The following is a 17,023-nucleotide window of genomic DNA, read 5'->3' as shown; positions in this document are numbered from 1 at the left end:
TCAGTTTATCACTCGACTTAAGCCGATTTACGACGCCACCAACCTAAACCCAGTAGCAACCCCAACCCTACCACGCTGAATGAGCCGCCGTAGATATTGAGCTCAACCACGGCTGGATCATGGTCAGAAGCGCGGAAATGGTCCTCATATTTCGGCAGATCGCCTTTGTATTCATCGTTGTAGTCAAACAGCGTCGATTCGCCGCCGTTGATGTGCCAGTCAATGGCATCGACGACACGCAGCTTCAGACTGTCGCTGACCAACAGATGATCGAGCGCGCCCACTTCGTCGTTGTACGAGTAGCTCCAGCTGTTGTCTTTGTGCGCCAGTTCCATCGCACTCAGGTAACCGAAACCTTGCGTGATCACCGCGCCGTCATCGCCAAACTGGGGTTGTTCACCAATCACGGTATTGCGCGCTGCCTTAATGACTTTGCCGTATTTCTCTGGCGTGTAGTCAGTCAGAACCAGCATCGGATCTTCCTTGCCGTACGAGTTCATGTCGCCAAGAATCACTTTGTGACCGTCGATTTTCGCCAACGCTTCACCCAGTGCCACCGCTCCGGCAACACGGAAGTTCTCACACGAACCCTGCAGATCGGCATCCGCGCCGCCCTGCCCGCCTTCACTGACCGGCGCCGCATCTTCCCAGCAAGCTGAACCTTTGGATTTAAGGTGGTTGACGGCAACGGTGATGGTCTCGTTCCCGCCTTTGACTTTAAAGGTCGGCGCCAGCGTATCACGCTGGTAGTTCTTACCATCTTCAATCACTTTGCCTTCCTCATTCAGCACTTCAGGTGCTTGCTGACTCGGCATTGGGATCACTCGGCTTTGCAGCAGTTTGACCACTTTGTCGCGATAAATTACGCCCGTGGTGATCGCGTCGCTGCCAACCGAATCTTTCTCATCGGTCTGACCATCCTGATTCGAATCCACAGCTACAAACTGGTAGCGTTTTTTCTTGTCATCGATACGTTCATTGAGTTGATCGACCAGTTGGCGAATCGCCGCACCATCACCAAAACCGTTGTTCTCAATTTCCATCAAGCCGACGATGTCCGCATCCAGACGCAAAATCGCATTGACGATCTTCGCCTGCTGCATCGAGAACTCAGTAAAGTTGCTGGCACCGCGGTTATCACCGTGCTGATTCGCGTCACCACCATAAGGAGAATTGAAGTAGTTGAGGACGTTAAACGACGCGATGCGCAAATCCCCTTCGTACATCTTAGGTTTTGCGGTACGCGGATCGTTGTGGACCAGATTGTCCTGGCTGATGGTGTTGGTCACCACCAGACGGTATTCGCCGTAGCTGTAGGTCACCACGCCTTCCACATCGAACAGCGTATCATCCACACGAATGTAGTCTTCCGTTGAGCCATCCTGATCGATATCGCTGCGGCCAAATTGCGGGTAGTAAGGGATCTGACCATCACCCGCTTTGGCATCCGATTCGACAAACAGTCGGCGCTGAGCGTTGTCGAGGCTCTGTTGCTGAGCCTGTTCGGAACCTGCCGGGAACAACTGGTTCGGCTGCATGTTCACACGCCCTTGGGCGAGCACCATATTGTTGCGGCGCGCATCGTAATCGTAACCAAAGGTGCGGGTGACACGCATATCCAGCGCTTTAGGCAGCGTCACCAACATGCCTTCGTAGCGTTCCATGGTTTGGGCAAAGTGCTCGTCGCTGCCCAAAATGGTGACCTCGTGTGCGGTCGGTGCGGCTTGTTCGGACAATTTTTCCCACTGATTGTTCTCTACTTTCAGTTGGGTCAGATTGTAGTACTCCTGCACTTTACCGCGGGTACACACGACATCCCCCGGCTGAAGATCGCTCGACGACTGACCGGTAAACACAAACAGCCCTTCTGAAGTCAACGGATTGTTATCATCGTCCAACGCTTGCAGATAGAACCCTTTGGTCAGGCCACCCGTCACCGCACTGACCACCCCTTTCACCGTGTATTCGTCGTCGGTGATGTACGGATAACCGTTGATAAACGGTGACGTATCGCCCTCGCCCTGAATATCCTGAATAGAGGTAAAGGTTGGCTCGTTGCCATCCTGATTACAGGTGAACGCCTCAGGCAGCTCTGTATCAAGCGAACCCAAACCGTCGATGACATTGGCATCCCACACCATCCACTGCTGTGGCTGATACACCGCCGATGGCGTCAGCGCATCAGCTTGGCGCACCAGAGTGCGGTCTTTCCCGAAATCGGCGCCGCCCATGTCGCCAATGACATCATGCACGGAACCATCACTGTTAAGCAGCGCCACCGGGTCGTTGCCATTAAAATTGATCACGCTGTTGTTGCTGATATCGGTGACCGCCTGAATGTCACTGTTGGCGCCGGAGTTAGACAGCACCAACACATCGTGTGCGGCGATCACTCGGCCGCTCAGCGGCAGGATTTTATCCCAGCTGCCACTGCCGTTGGTCGACATTGCCAGCGAGTAGCCATCCAGACTGACCGACGCGTCGCCCGTGTTGGCGATCTCGATCGCTTTGTTGTAACTGCTGCCCTCAACGTATTGCGACAGCACAATCTCCGCGCGCGCTGGCGCACTGAGTCCCGCAGCAATGGCCAGCGCCAGTGCCGAAAAAGAAACTGAAAAAGTGGGTTGGGTATGCATGATTAGCCTCGTCATCCCTACGATGTAATCTAGGTATGAAGTTAAGTGCGATGTGTCACATTCATCACTGCAACACGGTTAAAAACATAAACCAGTGTTGTGCTTTTGACTGCAAATACAAACCATTCACTATGCATATCGAGACATATCTCGCATTCTTATGATCAATGTTTGAACCGAACGCAAAGTTTCAACAGTTAACGTAAAAACTTAAATGAAGGTTAGATTAAACATTGATTACAAAGAGATTTCCTCAAGGCATAAAAAAGCCCCGGACAATGCCGGGGCTTTTTATATTCAGAGAAAGTTTACGGGCGAGCCACAAAACCAACGGCATCAAACACTTTCTTCAGGGTTTGCAGTGCACGCGCTGAGGCTTTCTCTGCGCCATCACGCATCACACTGTCGAGGTACGCGCGATCTGCACGCACGCGGTGGTATTCAGCTTGAACCGGTTCTAACATCGCCACCAGCGCTTCACCGACGTCTTTCTTAAACGGACCGTACATTTCCACGCCCGCGTATTGCGCTTCAATTTCGGCAAACGTTTTACCGGTAGCCGCTGCGTACAGCCCCATCAGGTTCGAGATGCCTGCCTTCGCTTCTACATCGTGTGCGATGCGTGGCGGCGTATCTGTGTCTGTCTGGGCTTTGTTGATCTTTTTAATGATCGACTTCGGATCTTCCAGCAACGTGATCACGTTCTTGCGGTTGTCATCCGACTTCGACATTTTCTTGGTCGCATCTTGCAGGCTCATCACGCGTGCATTCACGGTCGGAATGTACGGCTCCGGCACTTCAAAGATTGGCGTTTCAGGACTGTAGATGTTGTTGAAACGGGTGGCGATATCGCGCGCCAACTCCAAGTGCTGCTTCTGGTCGCTGCCTACAGGCACTTGGTGCGCGCCGTACAACAGAATATCCGCAGCCATCAGAACCGGGTAGTCAAACAGACCGGCGTTTACATCGTTCGCGTAACGCGCAGACTTGTCCTTAAACTGAGTCATGCGGCTCAGTTCGCCCATTTGTGTGTAACAGTTAAGAACCCAACCCAATTGAGCATGCTCTGGTACATGTGACTGAACAAATAGCGTGCTCTTTTTCGGATCAACACCAACGGCCAGACAGATTGCCAATGCATCCAGTGTTGCTTCATGCAGCGCTTTCGGATCCTGACGAACCGTGATCGCATGCAAATCCACTACACAGTAGTGACAATCATAGTCGTCTTGCATCTGTTGCCATTGACGTAGAGCACCCAAGTAGTTACCGATACTTAGTTCACCTGACGGTTGAACACCACTCAATACGATGGGTTTGCTCATGAGTATGATTTCCTTGTTACTTAATATGAGATAAGACAGAACAAATCTGTGAAAAAGGCGCGCCCAGACCACTCTGAGCGCGCTTTTATTTGAAAAACATCAAACCAGCAGTGTACTCATTAACGAGTATTTTGCCAGCGAAGATTGCGGTCTTTTACGCAGAAACGAGCACAACATCGAGCAATTGCGCGATGTTATCCGCCACCACATCCGGCTCAGACGCAGCGATGGGTTCGCCGTGGTTGTAACCGTAAGTCAGACCGAACGACGCACAGCCGGCATTTTTCGCCGCCAGAATGTCGTTCTTGGAATCACCGACCATCAGCATTTCGCTGGCGCTCAGCTGGTGTTTGTCCAGCAGCCAGTTCAGTGCCATCGGATCCGGCTTCTTGTTCGGGAAGGTATCGCCGCCAATCACGTCACTGAAGTAGCCATCAATACCATGCTGAGCCAGCACGTGCGGCACAAACTTCGACGGTTTATTGGTCACCAGCGCCAGAGTGAAACCCGCGCGGTGCAGCTGCGCCAGCGTCTCTTTAACATTGGCGTAAAGGTGGCTCAGCTTGTGGCCAGTCTGCTCATAGAAATCATCAAACAGCACGCGCGCTTTGCTGCGCACTTCGTCGCTCAGTGACGGATCAATCGTCAGGCTCTGGCTCAGAGAGCGGGCAATCAGCACATCGGCACCATTACCGACATAATCGCGCACCTGCAGTTCAGTCACGCCAGGGAATCCCATCGCGCGCACCGCTTGATCGGCGGCAACCGCCAAGTCTGGCACGCTGTCGAGTAACGTGCCGTCGAGATCAAAAGCGATCAACTTAATTTGGTTCAAAACAATCTTCCTAAGGCTTTTTAATTGTAATCGGTTGTTATTCTACGCGAGCCAGCTCTGCACGCATCGCGTCCACGACCGCTTTGTAATCTGGCTGACCGAAAATCGCCGAACCAGCCACGAACATATCCGCACCGGCTGCCGCGATTTCGCGAATGTTGTCCACTTTCACACCGCCGTCGATTTCCAGACGAATATCACGGCCGCTGTCATCAATCAGTTTGCGCACCGCACGCAGTTTATCCAGCGTATGCGGAATGAATGACTGACCGCCAAAACCCGGGTTGACCGACATCAGCAGAATCATATCCACTTTGTCCATGATGTAATCCAGATGGCTGAGTGACGTTGCCGGGTTAAGCACTACGCCCGCTTTACAGCCGTGCTCTTTGATCAGTTGCAGTGTACGGTCAACGTGCTCAGACGCTTCAACATGGAAAGTGATCATCGAAGCGCCGGCTTTAGCGAAATCAGGAATGATGCGATCGACCGGTTTGACCATCAAGTGAACGTCAATCGGTGCGGTAATGCCATAATCACGCAGCGCTTTACAAATGGGCGCGCCAAACGTCAGGTTAGGTACGTAGTGGTTGTCCATCACGTCAAAGTGAACCACGTCGGCACCCGCCGCCAGGACTTTTTCGACGTCTTCCCCGAGACGGGCAAAATCTGCAGAGAGAATGGATGGAGCAATGAGAAAATCTTTCATACCTGACCTCTTAGGCGATGGAATGCAGTGAACAGTTTATGTTCGACATTCTACCTAAGGGAGCGGAGAGATCCTAGCGCCAAGGGCCAGGCCAGCAGGCAAATCTGCACATTCGGCGCCAGTTATTACAAATCCTGTTGAGCCGGGCTGAACAGCGCCAGCAGTTCGTCCACCTTGTTGCGACCCGCGCCGTTGCGACTGATGGTACGCTTCACTTTCACCACATTGAGCTGCGCGCCATGGTACAAACGGCGGGTCAGAATGGTGTCGTGGTTGGAAATCAGCACCGGAATGCCGCGTTCTGTCGCGGTTTTCTCGGCGATATCGGCCAACGCAGCCTGGTCATCAAGTGTAAAGCCATTACCCGCGTAAGACGTAAAATTGGCCGTCGATGACAGCGGCGCGTACGGGGGATCGCAATACACCACGCTGCTGGCTGCCGCGCGGCGAAACGTCTCGTCGTAACCAGCACAGATAAAAGTCGCGCGCTGCGCTTTTTCGGCAAAGAATTCCAGTTCAGCTTGCGGGAAATAAGGTTTTTTGTATGAACCAAACGGCACATTGAAACCGCCTTTTTTGTTGTAACGGCACAAGCCGTTAAAGCCAAAACGGTTCATATACAGAAAGGCCAGTGAGCGGTACATGATATCGTCCGTCTGATTAAACTGCTGACGAATCGACAGGTACGCTTCTTTGCGATTGTTTTCCGGCGTAAACCAGCGCTTGGCTTCGTCGATGTAATCGCTTGGACGCTCTTTAAGCAGATTGTAGAGATTGATCAGATCCGGATTGATATCCGCCAGCAGGTAATGCTTAAACTCGGTGTTGAGGAAGATAGACCCAGCGCCGACAAACGGTTCAACCAGTTCATCAGCCGGTGGCAGGTGGCGTTGAATGTCTTCGACGAGGCCAAACTTTCCCCCCGCCCATTTCAGAAAGGCACGCTGCTTTTTCATCTACTGCTCTAATCAATCACCGAAAAAATAAGGCTGCGGAATGTAACACATTTTGAGGCCAGACCCAACGTAAATGGCACCTAACGGCGCAGCCTTACTGGCCACGCTCAATTTCCCGGTGTACCTGACTGAGCGATTTGGCCCATGGCCCCATCGCCTGCAACGATTTCGGCAGCGTTTCCACCGCATCGCGCGCCATCTGAATGGTTGGGTAGTTACTGTAGGTAATGATGTACCACTCGACATCGTTGCGCAGTGTCGGGTAGACATTCACTTTGCCTTGCAACTGATGACGTTCGATGAACGTCTGCACTTCGGCCAGCGAGTTGACCGCCGCCAGTTGCAACGTGTAGCTGCGTGGCGACATCGCTTTCAGCTCTTCACGGCCAAAAGAGAAAGTAATCTTGGTTTGCGGTGGCGTTTGCTCTGCTGCGGCTGGTTGTTCTACCGCCGGTGGTGATGCCAGTTGCGCCGCTTGTACTGTTTCTGCGGCCACTTTGGGTTGTGCGTCAACTTGAGGCGCCGCGGCCACGACCTTATCGATCGCTGAGGTATCGGCGGCCTGCGGTTTGCCTTCCAGCAACGCATCAACAACATCAGAGGTGATCACGACACGCTGCTGATTGCTGTCTGCCTGACCCACACCTTCGGTGGACTCTTTCACATCCGGTGGCAAGGCAGAAGAATCGTCTTCTAACTGCGCGGGCTGAGTATCGCTCTCTGCCAGCACTGAATCCATTTTGGTTGACGAACCGGAAGCCGTGTTGAGCGTCGGAATCGCCGTTTGTTCCTGATTTTGTGCCAGTTGCTGCGCTTTGTCGTCCGGTGATGGCTGCGACAGCATCCACCAGTAGCCACCACCAATCAGCAGTAACAGAATCAGCACCAGCAGCGTAATCTTCAACGGCGAACCGATGATGGAACGAATCACAATACGTTTTTCCATTTTCTGATCTGCGAGTGCCATAATCTCTCCCGGTAACGGCTGCACTTTTTTGTAGGCCTGACGAACCTGACGTTCCATATCGTCTTCAACATAACGCATGACGCGCTGCTCAAACAGCCTGTCACACTCATCTTGTGAGAGCGCCTCAATTTCGAGGTCAATCGGTTTGAGTTCCTGACCATAGCTCAGACGAGTCAGCAGAGCGTCCAGACTGTTGGACTGCGCAAACAGCACAACGTTCACTGTCCAGCGCGGGTTGCTCTGCGCTTCCAGTACCCACATCCACAATTCTGAAATCATCGTGTCCGTGAGCAGATGAGCGTCGTCGACCACCACCACGATATCGCAGCTGCTGTCTTCAAACAGGCGGGAAAAACTTTCGATCAGGGAGTCTTTAGGATTGAACAGCGGTTCCGACACCAGTTGAGTCAGCAACGTGGTGCGGCGCTGCTCGTCATCCTGATTCGGATGGCACATTAATAGCGACTGGTTTTTGTCGTCTGCCCAATGTTCCAGATAACGTTGGGCCAGCCAGGATTTACCCGCACCCAGCGGACCGACCACATTGACGAAGTTGGAACCAAAACGGGTCAGCAGCTGCAAGCGTTCAAGCAGCTCCACCTGGGAATCCAACGTCAACTCATGTGCCAAACTCATGAAGATTCCTAATGACAGTCAGTAGTCATACTGAAAAAGTTCGAATTACACCGTACGGCAGTAGTCGATGGCTTGTTCAATCACCGCTTCAGGTACCCCTTTGACCACATCGGATGTACCGATACTGGTCGGTAATACCAAGCGTAGCTCACCTGCCAACACTTTTTTGTCGCGCATCATGTGTTTCATGAAATCGTCGAACGACATGCTGTCCGGTGTATGAACCGGAAGGTTGGCTTTTTGCAAAATCGCCTGAATGCGATCCAGTTGCTCTTGAGAGATAAGCCCTTGAAGCTGAGCGGTTTTTGCCGCCATCACCGTACCTGCTGCCACGGCTTCACCGTGTAGCCAGTTACCATACCCCAGTTCTGCTTCGATCGCATGACCAAATGTATGACCCAGGTTCAACAACGCGCGAATACCCGACTCTTTTTCATCCTGCGCCACCACTTCCGCTTTGATCTGGCAGCAACGGGCAATCGCATAGGAGAGTGCCTGCTCATCCAGCGCATAGAGTGATTCCATGTTCTGTTCCAGCCAGACAAAGAAGTCGTAATCGTAAATGATGCCGTATTTGATCACTTCCGCCATTCCCGCCGCAAATTCACGCGCAGGCAGTGTCGACAAACAGTTGGTATCAATGATAACCGCTTTAGGTTGGTAGAAAGCACCAATCATGTTTTTGCCCAGTGGATGGTTCACCGCGGTTTTACCACCAACGGAAGAGTCCACTTGCGAAAGCAGTGTAGTGGGAATCTGAATAAAATCGACACCGCGTTGATAGCAGGCAGCCGCAAAGCCAACCAGGTCGCCAATCACGCCACCACCGAGAGCCACAATCACCACATCGCGGCTGTAGTTGTGCTCAAGCAGATAACTCATAACGGTATTGAAGGTATCGAGGCTTTTGTATTGCTCGCCATCCGGCAGTTCTAACACTGCAGACTGACAGCCTTTTTGATCGAGCAGAGCCGTGATTTTACCAGCATACAGCGGAGCCACTGTATGGTTGGTGATGATCAGAACTTTTTGTTTTGCGGATAAAGAAAGAAGAGCCGGATCATTGAATAATCCGGCACCAATTGAGATTGGGTAGCTACGCTCATCTAAACTGACCGTAATCCGTTCCATGGTTCGTACTCCAGGTAAAAGAACAACTTAATGTTCTTCTAGCATTTTTACGATCTGGTTGGCTACCACTTTTGCACTTTGATCGTCGGTACGTACCGTAATGTCTGCAATTTCTTCGTACAGAGGGTTGCGCTCACCCGCTAGGGTTTCAAGAACTTCGCGCGGATTATCAGTTTGCAGCAACGGGCGTTTCTTGTCGCGGTTAGTGCGCGCCAGTTGTTTTTCAATCGTCGTCTCAAGGTAAACAACAATGCCACGTGCAGAAAGACGGTTGCGGTTCTCTTTACTCTTTACGGAACCACCACCAGTGGCAAGAACAATACCTTGTTCTTCAGTGAGATCGTTGATCACAGCTTCTTCGCGCTTGCGGAAGCCTTCCTCACCTTCGACATCGAATACCCATGCGATATCGGCACCTGTGCGTTCTTCAATCACTGTATCAGAGTCGACAAACTCCATATGCAGTTGTTGAGCAAGGTGTCTACCAATTGTGCTTTTGCCGGCGCCCATTGGGCCAACAAGGAAAATATTGCGTTTTTCAGCCATGTTTAGCAGTAATTTACAACGTTAATTCAATGACATCGCCACAAGGTTGCGCCAGACAGCAGTCAGCGATAGGAATGCTTGTGGCACCTATTCCTCACAGATATTTCGTGATAAGACCCGAAATTATCTAGATCTGGTGCCACTAATGCAACTTTAATTTTCTTTGACTGACAAGAATGACGATAAGTTACTGAATCACAACTTTCGGTGTTACGAAGATCAGCAGCTCACTTTTGCCCATTTGTTCGTAGCTGCGACGGAACAGCGCGCCCAACACAGGCAAGTCACCCAGCAGCGGCACCTTGTCGACTGAATTCGTAATACTGTGCTGAAAAATGCCGCCCAGAACCACGGTTTCACCGTTGTTGACCAGCACCTGTGTACCAATGCGCTGCGTGTTGATCGCCACCGCCTCGCCAGTACCGGTTTTCACCACTTCACCCGGCCGATCCTGAGTAACGCTCAAATCCAGCACCAGACGGTTATCGGGGGTGATTTGTGGCGTCACTTTGAGGCTGAGTACTGCCTTCTTGAATGCCACACTGGTGGCGCCACTGGATGAGGATTCCAAGTACGGAATCTCAGTACCCTGCTCAATATACGCCGGCTGCTTGTTGGTCGTGATCAGTCTCGGACTGGAGATGATTTCCGCTTTTGACTCGCGTTGCATGGCTGACAGTTCAAGATCGAGCAAGGTATCTGCGCCAAGCTTGGCGACCTGAAACGCAATGCTGGACGCATTGGCTGAGGTGGCTGCGAGGTTAACGTTGAGGAAATCATCAATCGCAACGCCATCACCAGAACCGCCACTATTATTACCGCCATCGTACAAACCAATTGCCCCCAGATTGCTTTCAATCGAGCCACCCGTGGTCGTGCTGCCATTGGTGGAGCTGAAACCCCAGCGCACACCCAGTTCATCCAAGTTACCTTCATTGACCGTCACAATACGCGCTTCAATCTGTACTTGCTTGACCGGAATATCGAGCGACGCCACGATATCGCGAATCACAGCAATGTTCTCCGGCAGTTCACGAATCAGCAGCGCATTGGTGCGTTCATCAATGCTGATCGAGCCACGCTCCGACAACATATTGACCGCCCCATCGCCGCCAATCATCTGCGCAATGTCAGACGCTTTGGCAAAGTTGATGATGAGAATATCCGATTGCAGATCGCCGAGTTCTTCCGCCATGCGGGCTTTTTCCAACTGCTGCTTTTCACGCAGATCCAGCTCTTCTTTGGGCGCCACCAGAATCACATTGCCGTCGACGCGCTTATCCAGACCTTTGACTTGCAGAATAATGTCCAGCACCTGCTGCCAGGGCACGCCATCAAGGCGCAGCGTCAGGTTGCCGCGCACTGAATCGGAAACCACCAGATTGAACTCATTGTAGTCTGCGATCAACTGCAGCACATTGCGCACCGGAATATCCTGAAAGTTAATCGAAATCCGCTTGCCTTCTTTTTCTAGTACGCTTTTTGGTTTGGCTTTCTCCTCGGCTTTTAGCTTGCGGATCACCACTTCCAGATAGTTACCCTTCAGGCTGTAATCATAATTGAACTCCCCCTGCACCGTTGCGACCAACAAGGTGCTGGGCTGCTGGCGGAACACTTCGATGTTTTCCACTGCGGTGGCAAAGTCGCGCACATCGAGCAGGTAGAGTTTGTCGTCACTGACATCGGTTTTCAGCAGTTCGATATTCAGGCCTTGCTCGGTTTTCTGCACATCCACCACGGCCGAGGCGGAAGCCAGTTCGACAATCAGTACCGCCGCTTTGTCTTTGTTGATGCGAAAATCGATATTCTTCAGCTGATTGGCCGCCGCCTCCTGAGCAAGTGTGGCGGCAGATAACAGCAGGCATGCGCCCACAAACAGACAACGTATTCCCCACGCCGTGGAGGCATTTAGTCCTTTAATCATAGTTATGTCTCTAAACTCAAAATTTTATTTCAAAGCCAATTTAACGTTGCGTTGATTCCAACATCCCAATCCGTCCGGCAGGGTCTCTTTGATCAGCAGATAATCGTCTGCCACGCGGGTCACTCGACCGTTGTTCAATCCCAGGTACTGTCCTGCTTTAATTTTCATTACCGAACCTTGCGGCGTTTGAATCAACGCGGAGACAGAGCCACCACTGCTCATGACACCTCGTAAACGCAGTTGACTGAGAGGGTAACGCTCCAGCGAACCACTTTTGGCGCGCGGTGAAGGTTGCCAGCAATCCGATTTCATTCGCGGTTGGTTTTGCACCAGCGCTTCCTGAGGCAAGACAAACGGCTCACGCTGATGATGTTGGGCATAATGAAACACGTCGAACTGAACTACCGGAGCCAGTGTCGCCACTTCACGCTGCGCCTGCTGTTCGACGTGTTTAACGTAATCGGATAGCGATTCCTGATTGGCTTTACAACCACTGAGCAGTAGTGCTCCTAACAGCCAGCAGCGCTTATTTTTCATCGCTCACCTCCGGTTTGAACTGATAGGTGTAAGCGCGGACGCGAAAGTGCAGCGTGCTGCTCTCCTGACTGACGCGCTGCCAATCGACATCGTCAAAGTTGATGATGCGTGGCAAGCGCGCAATCGCTTCGGAAAAGTCGCCGATGTTGTGATAATTGCCGGTCAGTTCGATATTGAGTGGCAGACGATAGAGGAATTCCTGATTCTGCTTCTCCCCCCAGTCAATCCGCGTGAACGTCAGCGTGTTTTCCAGCCCCAGCTCGTTAACCGACGCCAGCATACTGGCAAGCTCTTTTTGCACCGGCAGTTGACGCAGCAGGAAGTCATACCGTTCTGCCAGTTCATCCAGTTGGGTTTTGAGTTTGGGTAACGTGGCCACTTTGCTGGCTTTGATACGTATCGTCGATTTGAGCGTTTGTTCCTGCTGTTTTAAACCTTCGAGCGCATCCTGCTTGGGCAACATATACAACCAATAGCCCGCACCTTGCAGAGCCAGAACCAGCAGTAACAACACGGCCAGCTGAGGCAACAAAGGCCATTCAGCGATTTCATCCAGTTCCAGTTCCTGCAAGTTAGCCATGTTTCTCTCCTGTCACGGTGGCGAGCGGTTTATGAGCTGACGCATGAAACAGAAATGACACCTTAAAGCTCTGAAATTGTTTACCAAAACGTCGATTACCTGACACGATCGAATGCATACCGACCTCAGACAGTTGGGTCGATTTTTCCAGATTGTCGAGCATGGTGGCGAGTCGGGCAGTACTGTCACTGATGCCGCTGATTTCAATTTCTTCGCCGTTCATTTTGATCTTGTCGACGTAGACACCTTCCGGAATCAGTTGCGGCATCAGGTTCATGAACTCTGTGGTCTTATTGCGCTTTTGCTGTAACGATTCGACGATATTGAGCCGGGTCAGCAGCGCTTTATGCTCTTGCTCGGTCACTTTCAGCTCGGCAATCTGCGCATCCAGTTGGCGAATGTGCTGATTGAGAAATGCCAGTCGCTGCTGCTGAGCCTGAGTTTGCTGATCGAGATAAAAGCCAGCGCCCCACTGCACGCCCAATGCCACCATCAACGCGAGCACGCACAGTCCGACGAAGCGGCGTTTGTGCGCCTCGCGCTGCGCTTCACGCCAGGGAATAAGGTTGATGTTATGCAGCATGGCCGTTCTCCAGCCAATTGAGCCCGCGCAGCGCCAAGCCTGCCGCAGTGCTAAAACGCTGCAAATCAACCTGAGGCTGGCGGCGTAGCGATGCGCGGCAAGTAAACTCCGCCAGAGGGTTAAACAGCTCGCAAGGCAGAACCAGACGTTCGCTAATCGCCTGCGCCAAACCTTCCGTTGCCGCGCCGCCACCGGATAGCCAGATACCGGCCAGCGGTTGATGGCCTTGCAGAGAAAGAAACAGCTGGATCTGGCGCGCCAGACGCTCAACCAACTCCTGAATGAAGTGTGCTTGCGGGCTGGTAAGGTCAGCGTTACCACCGGAGGTCGCCGCAACCAGTTGGCGGGTTCCCAACGGAATGTCTTTGTAAAACGGCGTTTTATCGGCAAAGTCGATGCACAATGAGGTTTGGCTGAACCCGACATCGACCAGCATCCAATCGGTGCGTTGCTGAGCACGGCTGACCCATTGCCAGATATTGAGCAGGCCGTGAATCTGCATATCAAACAGCAGCGGCTCAAAACCCGCTTTGCTCATCGCAGACAAACGGTTGTCGATCACTTCACGTCGGGTTGCATAGACCTGATACGTCAACGAACTGCTGCGCCCCAGTGTTTTTTCTCCGGTGACAACGAAATCCAGGCTCAACTCTTCGATGGGTAGCGGCGATTGATGGGAAAAAGCCTGATAGACCGCGAACTCTTGTTCGCTGGCATCCAGTTCGCTATCTATCTGTAATACCTTACTTATTACTGCGTTGTCCGGTACAGCCAGCGCCACTTTACGACTAAATAGCGGTAATCCCTTTTTTAGTTCTTTGAGTTTCTTTACAATTTTCTGATAATTCAGCGTGTGGTTATCAGCGAAAATATCCTCGGATACGACTATCTCTTGGTAACCGACCAGCGAATACGATTCGCCTTTCGGTTTTAAAACCACCGCTTTAATACTGTGGTGGCCAATATCGACACCTGTAACTAATGATTTACCCATGCCATTTACTCCGGTGACTACACTCAGTGGCGCGCATTTATTTATTTGAAAAATAGTCACGCTACATTTTTAAGTGCTGCGTTTTTAGTCTAGAGTACAAGGGTTTGCATTAGGGCAGCCTCTACTAAACAGGGATTCTCCGGTGAAGTTCATAAAGCGTTTATTAGTATTTTCATTGATTTGCATTATTCTTGGAGTCACTACAATCTTTGGCTTCTACTTCTATGTGAAGTCTGATCTCCCAGATGTGGCAACGCTGCGCGACGTGCAGTTGCAGACGCCAATGCAGGTTTTCAGTCAGGACGGTAAACTGATTGCTCAGTTTGGGGAAAAGCGTCGTATTCCACTCAAACTGGATGAAATGCCGAAAGAGCTGATCGAAGCGGTCATCGCAACCGAAGACTCCCGTTTCTACGAACACTATGGTTTTGACCCGATTGGTATTACCCGTGCGGCGTTTGCGGTATTGGCGTCCGGCAGTGCTTCTCAGGGCGCGAGTACCATTACTCAGCAGCTCGCTCGTAACTTCTTCCTTTCTAACGAGAAGAAGATCATGCGTAAAATCAAAGAGATTTTCATCGCTGTCCACATCGAGCAACTGCTGACCAAAGACGAAATTCTTGAGCTTTACCTGAACAAAATCTACCTCGGCTACCGCTCCTACGGGGTTGGCGCCGCGGCTCAGGCTTACTTCGGCAAAGAAGTGAAAGACCTGACGCTGGGTGAAATTGCGATGATTGCCGGTTTGCCAAAAGCGCCATCGACCATGAACCCGATCTATTCTGTTGAGCGTGCGACCAACCGTCGTAATGTGGTTCTGCTGCGCATGCTGAACGAAAAATACATCACCCAAGAGCAGTACGATGTGGCGCGTAACGAGCCGATGGAGTCACGTTATCACGGTGCGGAAATCGAGCTTAACGCCCCGTATGTGGCGGAAATTGCTCGCGCGTGGATGATCGACCGCTACGGCGAAGATGCCTACACCTCCGGCATGAATGTCTACACCACGGTGGATTCAAAACTGCAGAAAGCAGCAAACAAAGCCGCGCTGGATAATCTGTTGGCGTACGATGAACGTCATGGTTTCCGCGGCGCAGAAAAAGAGCTGTGGAAATCGGGGCAAGCCGCCTGGGATGAAGACAAGATTGCTGACCACCTGAAAAACGAGCCGACTTACAACGATCTTTACCCAGCGGTGGTTCTGAAAGTCGACAGCAAATCAGCGCAAATATGGGTGAAGGGCTCTGGCCTGCAAACCATCGCTTGGGATGATATGAACTGGGCACGTCGTTTCATTACTGATGAACGCCAGGGTCCACTACCAGGCAAAGCTGATGACATTCTGGCTGTTGGCGAACAAATTTGGGTTCGACAGCTACACGAAGACGGCGCCGAGCAACAACACTGGAAACTGAGTCAGGTTCCGAATGCGCAAACGGCCTTTGTCGCCATGAATCCGGAAAATGGTGCCGTACTGGCGCTGGTTGGCGGTTTCAACTTTGTGCACAACAAATTTAACCGCGCGACCCAATCGGTACGTCAGGTGGGTTCAAGTATCAAACCGTTTATCTACTCAGCGGCATTGGAGAAAGGTCTGACGCTGGCGACGCTGATCAACGACGCACCAATTAACCAGTGGGATGAAAGTCAAGGCACCGCATGGCGTCCGAAGAACTCGCCACCAACTTACGGCGGCCCGACTCGCGTACGCATCGGTCTGGCACAGTCGAAAAACGTCATGGCGGTACGCGTGCTGCGTGAGGTCGGCCTTGACGATACCCGTCAATACCTGACTCGTTTTGGCTTTGAACTCGACAAACTGCCTCGTTCTGAAACCATTGCACTGGGCGCAGGCAGCCTGACTCCGGTCAAAATGGCGCAAGGTTATTCAGTCTTTGCCAACGGCGGTTACTATGTGGAACCGTTCTACATCAGCAAAGTTGAAGGTCCTTATGGCGATCTGGAATTCGAAGCCAGCCCGAAAGTCGTGTGTCACAGCGGTTGTGAGTCAAGCCTGAGCAACGGCGTTGACGAGCAGGATGTGGATACTCCGTACGCACCAAAAGTGATCTCTGAACAGAACGCTTTCCTGGTTCGTCAGATGATGTACAGCAATATCTGGGGTGGCGGTGACTGGCGTGAAGGCACCGGCTGGAACGGTACTGGCTGGCGGGCACAGGCGCTCAAGCGTCGTGATATCGGCGGTAAAACCGGTACGACAAACGATTCGAAAGACGCATGGTACAACGGTTATGGCCCAGGTATTGTCGCCACCGCCTGGGTTGGTTTTGATGAGCACAGCCGCAACCTCGGTCACACTGTCCCTAACCCGGCGATTGAAGATGATGTCTCGGGTGCCGAAGCGGGTGCGAAAACCGCACAGCCAGCGTGGATTGAGTTCATGGGCTTAGCTTTGAACGGCGTGCCTTATCAGGAACAAAGTATTCCAGATAATATCGTCCGCGTTCGTATCGACCGTGATAGCGGCTTACTGACCAACAAGCTTGATTCCAGCTCCATGTTTGAGTACTTCATTGACGGAACTGAGCCAAAAGACTACGTGACGGAATCGACGACCAACAGCATCTACACCAGCGAAGACAACGAATCGCTGTTCTGATGGCAGAAAATAAAAAAGAGGCTGAATATTCAGCCTCTTTT

14 protein-coding genes are annotated in these 17,023 nt (G+C 51.9%); 1 reads left to right on the top strand and 13 read right to left on the bottom strand.

Annotated features, from left to right (window positions below):
- Nucleotides 1-17 precede the first annotated feature (17 nt).
- The 13 genes from DYA43_RS00745 to pilM form a co-directional block, all read right to left on the bottom strand.
- Nucleotides 18-2,636, bottom strand: coding sequence for an ExeM/NucH family extracellular endonuclease (locus DYA43_RS00745; protein ID WP_061057158.1), 2,619 nt, complete (start codon nt 2,634-2,636; stop codon nt 18-20).
- 308 nt (nt 2,637-2,944) lie between these two features.
- Nucleotides 2,945-3,961 (bottom strand): tryptophan--tRNA ligase, encoded by a 1,017-nt coding sequence (gene trpS / locus DYA43_RS00740; protein ID WP_004728575.1) that lies wholly within the window; start codon nt 3,959-3,961, stop codon nt 2,945-2,947.
- Nucleotides 3,962-4,115: 154 nt separating this feature from the next.
- Complete coding sequence (locus DYA43_RS00735) at nt 4,116-4,796, bottom strand: phosphoglycolate phosphatase (protein ID WP_020329452.1); 681 nt, start codon at nt 4,794-4,796, stop codon at nt 4,116-4,118.
- A 37-nt stretch (nt 4,797-4,833) separates the two neighbouring features.
- The gene (gene rpe, locus DYA43_RS00730; RefSeq protein WP_020329451.1) at nt 4,834-5,505 is read right to left on the bottom strand and encodes a ribulose-phosphate 3-epimerase; all 672 of its coding nucleotides are present in this window, start codon (nt 5,503-5,505) and stop codon (nt 4,834-4,836) included.
- A 125-nt stretch (nt 5,506-5,630) separates the two neighbouring features.
- The gene (locus DYA43_RS00725) at nt 5,631-6,461 is read right to left on the bottom strand and encodes a Dam family site-specific DNA-(adenine-N6)-methyltransferase (RefSeq protein WP_020329450.1); all 831 of its coding nucleotides are present in this window, start codon (nt 6,459-6,461) and stop codon (nt 5,631-5,633) included.
- Between the two features lie 94 nt (nt 6,462-6,555).
- Nucleotides 6,556-8,064, bottom strand: a complete 1,509-nt coding sequence (locus DYA43_RS00720; protein WP_061057157.1) for an AAA family ATPase — start codon at nt 8,062-8,064, stop codon at nt 6,556-6,558.
- 45 nt (nt 8,065-8,109) lie between these two features.
- Nucleotides 8,110-9,195, bottom strand: a complete 1,086-nt coding sequence (gene aroB, locus DYA43_RS00715) for a 3-dehydroquinate synthase (RefSeq protein ID WP_024374091.1) — start codon at nt 9,193-9,195, stop codon at nt 8,110-8,112.
- Nucleotides 9,196-9,222: 27 nt separating this feature from the next.
- Nucleotides 9,223-9,741: a shikimate kinase AroK gene (gene aroK / locus DYA43_RS00710; protein ID WP_004728569.1), complete on the bottom strand. Its 519-nt coding sequence runs from the start codon at nt 9,739-9,741 to the stop codon at nt 9,223-9,225.
- Between the two features lie 187 nt (nt 9,742-9,928).
- Nucleotides 9,929-11,665 (bottom strand): type IV pilus secretin PilQ, encoded by a 1,737-nt coding sequence (locus DYA43_RS00705; RefSeq protein WP_061057156.1) that lies wholly within the window; start codon nt 11,663-11,665, stop codon nt 9,929-9,931.
- Nucleotides 11,666-11,689: 24 nt separating this feature from the next.
- Nucleotides 11,690-12,202, bottom strand: coding sequence for a pilus assembly protein PilP (locus DYA43_RS00700; RefSeq protein ID WP_020429290.1), 513 nt, complete (start codon nt 12,200-12,202; stop codon nt 11,690-11,692).
- On the bottom strand, nt 12,192-12,782 hold the full coding sequence (locus DYA43_RS00695) for a type IV pilus inner membrane component PilO (protein WP_020429291.1): 591 nt from the start codon (nt 12,780-12,782) through the stop codon (nt 12,192-12,194). Before DYA43_RS00695 ends, DYA43_RS00700 begins: the two co-directional genes overlap by 11 nt.
- Nucleotides 12,775-13,365: a PilN domain-containing protein gene (locus DYA43_RS00690; RefSeq protein WP_061057155.1), complete on the bottom strand. Its 591-nt coding sequence runs from the start codon at nt 13,363-13,365 to the stop codon at nt 12,775-12,777. The genes DYA43_RS00695 and DYA43_RS00690 overlap by 8 nt, the downstream gene beginning before the upstream one ends.
- Nucleotides 13,355-14,359 (bottom strand): type IV pilus assembly protein PilM, encoded by a 1,005-nt coding sequence (gene pilM, locus DYA43_RS00685; RefSeq protein ID WP_061057154.1) that lies wholly within the window; start codon nt 14,357-14,359, stop codon nt 13,355-13,357. The genes DYA43_RS00690 and pilM overlap by 11 nt, the downstream gene beginning before the upstream one ends.
- Nucleotides 14,360-14,501: 142 nt before the next feature.
- Between pilM and DYA43_RS00680 the strand changes: the two genes are divergently transcribed.
- On the top strand, nt 14,502-16,982 hold the full coding sequence (locus tag DYA43_RS00680; protein WP_032081685.1) for a penicillin-binding protein 1A: 2,481 nt from the start codon (nt 14,502-14,504) through the stop codon (nt 16,980-16,982).
- Nucleotides 16,983-17,023: the final 41 nt, after the last annotated feature.

Source organism: Vibrio fluvialis, from assembly GCF_900460245.1.
GTDB lineage: Bacteria > Pseudomonadota > Gammaproteobacteria > Enterobacterales > Vibrionaceae > Vibrio > Vibrio fluvialis.
The sequence above is the reverse complement of the archived record's forward strand: the minus strand, read 5'-3'. Positions and strand labels throughout refer to the sequence as shown.

Excerpts from the sequence above, each read along its gene's own strand:
- DYA43_RS00745 (WP_061057158.1), bottom strand. The coding sequence starts at position 2,636 with ATGCATACCCAACCCACTTTTTCAGTTTCTTTTTCGGCACTGGCGCTG.
- trpS (WP_004728575.1), bottom strand. The coding sequence starts at position 3,961 with ATGAGCAAACCCATCGTATTGAGTGGTGTTCAACCGTCAGGTGAACTA.
- rpe (WP_020329451.1), bottom strand. The coding sequence starts at position 5,505 with ATGAAAGATTTTCTCATTGCTCCATCCATTCTCTCTGCAGATTTTGCC.
- DYA43_RS00725 (WP_020329450.1), bottom strand. The coding sequence starts at position 6,461 with ATGAAAAAGCAGCGTGCCTTTCTGAAATGGGCGGGGGGAAAGTTTGGC.
- DYA43_RS00720 (WP_061057157.1), bottom strand. The coding sequence starts at position 8,064 with ATGAGTTTGGCACATGAGTTGACGTTGGATTCCCAGGTGGAGCTGCTT.
- aroB (WP_024374091.1), bottom strand. The coding sequence starts at position 9,195 with ATGGAACGGATTACGGTCAGTTTAGATGAGCGTAGCTACCCAATCTCA.
- aroK (WP_004728569.1), bottom strand. The coding sequence starts at position 9,741 with ATGGCTGAAAAACGCAATATTTTCCTTGTTGGCCCAATGGGCGCCGGC.
- DYA43_RS00705 (WP_061057156.1), bottom strand. The coding sequence starts at position 11,665 with ATGATTAAAGGACTAAATGCCTCCACGGCGTGGGGAATACGTTGTCTG.
- DYA43_RS00700 (WP_020429290.1), bottom strand. The coding sequence starts at position 12,202 with ATGAAAAATAAGCGCTGCTGGCTGTTAGGAGCACTACTGCTCAGTGGT.
- DYA43_RS00695 (WP_020429291.1), bottom strand. The coding sequence starts at position 12,782 with ATGGCTAACTTGCAGGAACTGGAACTGGATGAAATCGCTGAATGGCCT.
- DYA43_RS00690 (WP_061057155.1), bottom strand. The coding sequence starts at position 13,365 with ATGCTGCATAACATCAACCTTATTCCCTGGCGTGAAGCGCAGCGCGAG.
- pilM (WP_061057154.1), bottom strand. The coding sequence starts at position 14,359 with ATGGGTAAATCATTAGTTACAGGTGTCGATATTGGCCACCACAGTATT.